At 71.3% G+C, this 6,170-nt stretch carries 5 protein-coding genes; all 5 read right to left on the bottom strand.

The window, feature by feature from the left end:
* Positions 1-155: 155 nt before the first annotated feature.
* Complete coding sequence (gene gatB / locus ACZ5VC_RS08945) at positions 156-1,667, bottom strand: Asp-tRNA(Asn)/Glu-tRNA(Gln) amidotransferase subunit GatB (protein ID WP_468706757.1); 1,512 nt, start codon at positions 1,665-1,667, stop codon at positions 156-158.
* A 16-nt stretch (positions 1,668-1,683) separates the two neighbouring features.
* Positions 1,684-1,917 carry a hypothetical protein gene (locus tag ACZ5VC_RS08940; RefSeq protein ID WP_468707390.1) on the bottom strand — a complete coding sequence of 78 codons (234 nt, stop codon included), beginning with the start codon at positions 1,915-1,917 and terminating at the stop codon, positions 1,684-1,686.
* A 5-nt stretch (positions 1,918-1,922) separates the two neighbouring features.
* Positions 1,923-3,419 carry an Asp-tRNA(Asn)/Glu-tRNA(Gln) amidotransferase subunit GatA gene (gene gatA, locus ACZ5VC_RS08935; protein WP_469119394.1) on the bottom strand — a complete coding sequence of 499 codons (1,497 nt, stop codon included), beginning with the start codon at positions 3,417-3,419 and terminating at the stop codon, positions 1,923-1,925.
* 5 nt (positions 3,420-3,424) lie between these two features.
* Positions 3,425-3,721 (bottom strand): Asp-tRNA(Asn)/Glu-tRNA(Gln) amidotransferase subunit GatC, encoded by a 297-nt coding sequence (gene gatC / locus ACZ5VC_RS08930; protein ID WP_126889114.1) that lies wholly within the window; start codon positions 3,719-3,721, stop codon positions 3,425-3,427.
* A 180-nt stretch (positions 3,722-3,901) separates the two neighbouring features.
* Positions 3,902-6,019, bottom strand: coding sequence for a putative bifunctional diguanylate cyclase/phosphodiesterase (locus ACZ5VC_RS08925; protein WP_469119393.1), 2,118 nt, complete (start codon positions 6,017-6,019; stop codon positions 3,902-3,904).
* Positions 6,020-6,170: the final 151 nt, after the last annotated feature.

Raw genomic sequence — 6,170 nt, 5'->3', positions numbered from 1 at the left:
ATAAATAAGAAAAAAAAAAAAACCCAAACAGACACAAGCGGAGCCTTCTGCCGTCAGAGGGACGGCCCCCCCCCCCCCCCCCCCCACCCCCCCGGCCCTCCCCCCCCCCCCCCCCCCCCCCCCCCCCCCCGCCCCTCGTGCGGAACGCGAAAGGCTCAGCCCTCGCTCACGCCCAGCTTCTCCAGGATCAGGTCCTTGACGCGCGCCGCGTCCGCCTGCCCCCGGGTGGCCTTCATGACCGCGCCGACCAGCGCGCCCACCGCGGCCACCTTGCCGCCGCGGATCTTGTCCGCGATCGCCGCGTTGCCCGCGATGGCCTCGTCCACGGCCGCGCCGAGCGCGCCCTCGTCCGAGACGACCTTCAGGCCGCGCTTCTCGACGACCGTGTCCGGGTCGCCCTCACCCGCGAGGACGCCCTCGATGACCTGGCGCGCCAGCTTGTCGTTCAGGTCGCCGGACGCCACGAGCGCCGCGACCCTGGCGACCTGCTCCGGGGTGATGGGCAGCTCGTCCAGGCCCTTGCCCGACTCGTTGGCGTTACGGGCCAGTTCGCCCATCCACCACTTGCGGGCCTGGTCGGCCGGGGCGCCCGCCTCGGTCGTCGCGACGATCAGGTCGACGGCACCGGCGTTGAGGATCGACTGCATGTCGTGCTCGGAGATCCCCCACTCCTCGCGCAGCCGGTTGCGGCGCACGCGCGGAAGCTCGGGCAGCGTGGCGCGCAGCTCCTCGACCCACTCGCGGGACGGGGCCACCGGGACGAGGTCGGGCTCCGGGAAGTACCGGTAGTCCTCGGCGTTGTCCTTGATGCGACCGGACGTCGTGGAGCCGTCGTCCTCGTGGAAGTGCCGGGTCTCCTGGACGATCGTGCCACCGCTGCTGAGCACGGCGGCATGCCGCTGGATCTCGTAGCGGGCGGCACGCTCCACGCTGCGCAGGGAGTTGACGTTCTTCGTCTCCGAGCGCGTCCCGAAGGTCTTGGTGCCGTTGGGGCGCAGCGACAGGTTCACGTCGCAGCGCATCTGGCCCTTGTCCATCCGGGCCTCGGAGACCCCGAGCGCCCTGATGAGCTCGCGCAGCTCGGCGACGTACGCCTTGGCGACCTCCGGCGCGCGCTCGCCCGCTCCCTCGATCGGCTTGGTGACGATCTCGATCAGCGGGATGCCGGCGCGGTTGTAGTCGAGCAGCGAGTGCGAGGCGCCGTGGATACGGCCCGTCGCGCCGCCGATGTGCGTCGACTTGCCGGTGTCCTCCTCCATGTGGGCGCGCTCGATCTCCACGCGGAAGATCTCCCCGTCCTCCAGCTGGACGTCCAGATAGCCGTTGAAGGCGATCGGCTCGTCGTACTGCGAGGTCTGGAAGTTCTTGGGCATGTCCGGATAGAAGTAGTTCTTCCGGGCGAAACGGCACCACTCGGCGATCTCGCAGTGCAGCGCGAGGCCGATCTTGATGGCCGACTCGACGCCGATCGCGTTGACGACCGGGAGCGAACCGGGCAGGCCGAGACAGGTGGGGCAGGTCTGCGAGTTGGCGTCGGCGCCCAGCTCCGTGGAGCACCCGCAGAACATCTTCGTCTTCGTACCCAGCTCGACATGGACCTCGAGGCCCATGACGGGGTCGTACGCAGCGAGGGCCGCGTCGTACGACAGCAATTCAGTGACGGTCACGGTGAGACTTTCCCTCTCAGCCCAGCAGGACGTCGTCGTCGCCCAGGCGCTTGAGCTCCCGGTAAAGGATCGCAAGGCCGGTGACGATGGCGGCGGCGGACACCGCGGCGTCGATCAGCCGCAGGGTGTCGTTGTCGGCGCGGGCCAGCTTGGCCTGCTTGGCTACGCTGAGCGCACCGAAGGCGGTGGTGCCCAGCGACACGTACAGCCCGGTCTTGGACTTCTTGAAGTTCTTGGCCTTCTTTGCCATGGCACTCACAGCGACGGAGCCTCCTCGAGCAGCGGGTGGCCCCACTTTTCCACGAAGGCGGCCTCGACGGCGGCTCCGACCTTGTAGAGCCGGTCGTCCTTCATGGCGGGGGCGATGATCTGCAGCCCGACCGGCAGACCGTCCTCCGGCGCGAGGCCGCAGGGCAGGGACATGGCCGCGTTGCCGGCCAGGTTGGTCGGGATGGTGCACAGGTCGGCCAGGTACATCGCCATCGGGTCGTCGGCGCGCTCGCCGATCGGGAAGGCGGTGGTCGGCGTGGTGGGCGAGACGATCACGTCGACGTCCTGGAAGGCCGCCTCGAACTCACGGGTGATGAGGGTGCGGACCTTCTGCGCCGAGCCGTAGTACGCGTCGTAGTAGCCGGAGCTGAGCGCGTACGTGCCGAGGATGATGCGGCGCTTGACCTCGTCGCCGAAGCCCGCCTCACGGGTGAGGGCGGTGACGTCCTCGGCCGACTTCGTGCCGTCGTCGCCGACCCGCAGGCCGTAGCGCATGGCGTCGAAGCGGGCCAGGTTCGAGGAGCACTCGGACGGCGCGATCAGGTAGTACGCGGAGAGGGCCAGGTCGAAGGACGGGCAGTCGAGCTCGACGATCTCGGCGCCCAGCTCGCGCAGCAGCTCGACGGACTCGTTGAACCGCTGGACGACGCCGGCCTGGTAGCCCTCACCGCGGAACTGCTTGACGACACCGACGCGCATGCCCCGTACGGAGCCGTTGCGCGCCGCCTCGACGACCGGCGGGACCGGGGCGTCGATGGAGGTCGAGTCGAGCGGGTCGTGACCGGCGATGACCTCGTGGAGGAGCGCCGCGTCCAGGACCGTACGGGCACAGGGCCCGCCCTGGTCGAGGCTGCTGGAGAACGCCACCATGCCGTAGCGGGAGACGCCGCCGTAGGTCGGCTTGACGCCGACCGTGCCGGTGACAGCGGCGGGCTGGCGGATCGATCCGCCGGTGTCCGTGCCGATGGCCAGCGGGGCTTCGTACGCGGCGAGGGCGGCGGCCGAGCCACCGCCGGAGCCGCCGGGGATCCGGGTGAGGTCCCACGGGTTGCCGGTGGGCCCGTAGGCGCTGTTCTCCGTCGACGACCCCATGGCGAACTCGTCCATGTTGGTCTTGCCGAGAATGACGACGTCGGCGGCCTTGAGCTTCTTGGTCAGCGTCGCGTCGTAGGGCGGGAGCCAGCCCTCGAGCATCTTCGAGCCGACGGTCGTCGGAACGCCCTCGGTGGTGAAGATGTCCTTCAGTGCGAGGGGGACGCCGGCGAGCGGTCCGAGCTTCTCGCCCCGGGCCCTCTTCTCGTCGACGGCGCGAGCCTGCGCCAGGGCGCCCTCGCGGTCCACGTACAGGAAGGCGTTGACCTTCTCGTCGACCGCCTCGATGCGCGCCAGGTGCGCCTCGGTGACCTCGACGGCCGTGAGCTCGCCGGACGCGATCTTCGCGGCGGTCTCGGCGGCGGTGAGCTTGATGATGCTGTCCGTCATGGTGATTAGTCCTCCCCCAGGATCTGCGGCACCTTGAAACGCTGCTGCTCCTGGGCCGGGGCGCCGGAGAGCGCCTGCGCGGGGGTGAGCGACGGACGGACCTCGTCCGCGCGCATGACATTCGTCAGCGGCAGCGGGTGGGAGGTCGGCGGGACGTCTTGGTCGGCGACCTCGGAGACGCGGGCGACCGCGCCGATGATGTCGTCGAGCTGACCGGCGAAGTGATCGAGCTCTTCGTCCTTCAGCTCCAGACGCGCCAGCCGTGCGAGGTGGGCGACCTCCTCGCGCGTGATGCCAGGCATGCAGCGATCCTCAGGGTGGAGTGTGTGTGGTTTGGGCTCAATCCTATGGGGCTCGGCCCCCTGCCCGTGAAACGGTTTGCCGGTGGCTCCTCCTTCCGGGGCCTCCGGAGCCCGGGACGCGGGGTCGCCCACCCCGCCGCCGCGCCCGGCGCGGCCCTGCCGCGCCCCACCGCACCGCCGCTACTGCACGACCGGGTCCGCCTCCGACGGGCCAGGCGACTCCGCCGCCAGCAGCTCCGCCGGACGTCGCCAGCCGCGCTCGCCGCGGGCCCTGAGCCAGGCCGTCGTCTCGTCGGGCGGCATCGCCGCCGCGACCAGCCAGCCCTGGACCGCGTCGCAGCCCAGATCCCGCAGACGCTCCCAGGTCTCGTCGTCCTCGACGCCCTCCGCGACGACGAGGAGGCCCAGCGAGTGGGCCAGGTCGACCGTGCAGCGGACGATCTCGGCGTCCTCGGTGTCCACGGCGAGGCGGGCGACGAAGGACCGGTCGATCTTCAGTTCGCTCACCGGGAGGCGGCGCAGATGGACCAGCGACGAGTACCCGGTGCCGAAGTCGTCGAGGGACATCTTCACGCCGTGCCCGGTCAGTCCTGCGAGGGTGTCCGCCGCGCGCTGCGGATCCTCAAGGAGCACGTGTTCCGTTATCTCCAGCTGGAGGGAGCCCGCCGGGACGCCGTGGCGGGCCAGCCGCGCGGCGACGGCGCCCGCGAAGCCCGGGCTGTGCACGTCCCGCGGGGAGACGTTCACGGCGACGGGTACGTACAGGCCCTGGGCGCGCCACCGCGCCACCTGCGCGAGCGCCGTCTCCAGGACGTACTCGGTCAGGTGCGGCATCAGCCCGGAGGACTCGGCGATCGCGATGAACTCGTCCGGGGAGACCCGCCCGCGCTCGGGATGCACCCAGCGCACCAGCGCCTCCAGGCCGGCCACCTGTCCGTCGAAGCGGACCTTGGGCTGGTAATGGAGTTCTACGTCTCCGGCGTCCAGCGCCCGGCGCAGGTCACCGAGGAGGCCGAGCCGGTCCGGGGTGTTGGAGTCCCGCTTGGACTCGTACACCTCGACGCCCGTGCGATCACGTTTCGCCTGGTACATCGCGACGTCCGCGCGGCGCAGCAGTCCCTCCGCGTCCAGCGCGTGGTCGGGAAAGACGGCGACGCCCGCGCTGGCCTCCAGGACGAGGGTGAGTCCGTCGAGATCGAGCGGGGAGGAGAGCTCGGCCACCAGGTGGCGGGCGACCCGCTGGGCGCTGGTGGTGGAGTCGGCCGTCGGCAGCAGTACGGCGAACTCGTCGCCGCCGAGCCGGGCCGCCTCCGCCCCGCGCGGCAGGGCGAGCCGCAGCCGGTCCGCGATCTGGAGGAGCAGCCGGTCGCCCGCGAGGTGCCCGAGCGTGTCATTGACCGATCGGAAACGATCGAGGTCGATCAGCACCAGGGCGGCCCTGGCGCCGGCGCCCTCCGCCTCCTCCAGCGCCGTCCAGGTGCGTTCGAGAAGCCACTGCCGGTTGGGCAGGCCGGTCAGCGGGTCGCGGAGCTGCTCCTCGGCGCGGGCCCTGGCGATCCAGAGCGTGGAGTCGAGGGCGATGAGCGGGACGGCGAAGAGCGGCAGCAATATCGGCCGGGAGACCGCTACCGCGCAGATCAGCGGGGCGATGCCGAGCAGGGCGACGGCCACCAGCCCCTGTCTCAACAGGGCCGTGCGGGCCACGGTCGGCAGGCCGCCGCCCTGGGGCGCCAGCGCGTACCAGAGCAGGAGCCGGGTCACCACGAGATACGCCCCGGCCGCAAGCGCGACTTCCGGTACCGCGCCGAGCCCCCATCCGAGGGGCCCCCACGGCCTCTCGACGGTCGGTACGTCTCCGAAAGCGGCGAGGACCAGCGCGGCCGCGACGATGCCCAGGATGTCCGCCGCGCCGTGCGTCAGCCCCTGCCGCCAGCGGTGTCGGCGGGCGACGCCGACCAGGACGACGACGGCCAGGCTGACGAGCCCGGCCGGCACCCATCCGTACAGCAGCAGGACGGCGAGGGTCAGAGCGGCACCGGAGCCGGTGCCGCCCCACCAGCGGTCGCGTCCCAGGGCCACCAGATGGCCGACGATCACTCCGGTGAGCACGGCCAGCGACCAGCCCTCGGCACCGCCGGGGAACAGGGCGTGGCCCTCGCTCACCGCCTGGTAGATCCCGGCGGTGAGCAGGACGGCGGCGAGTCCCAGCATGGCGCTGGGCAGCCCGGTGGAGATGCCCGCGAGGGCCGCGCGACCACGCGGCCGTGCGACCGGGGCGGCACTCTCGGTCGGTTTCATTCGGTCCCTCTCACAGCCGGCGGTGCCGATGCCACGATGGCCCGTTGTCATGCCACCACGACTGAAAACCACCACGCAGCCGTGCACGACAGGCGCACACCTCAACAGTAGGCCGCGGACGGCTCAGAAGGGCAGCGCTCTACAGGTCTTG

It is taken from the genome of Streptomyces sp. NPDC033174, assembly GCF_055577795.1.
This window is presented reverse-complemented; position numbering and strand designations above follow the sequence as displayed.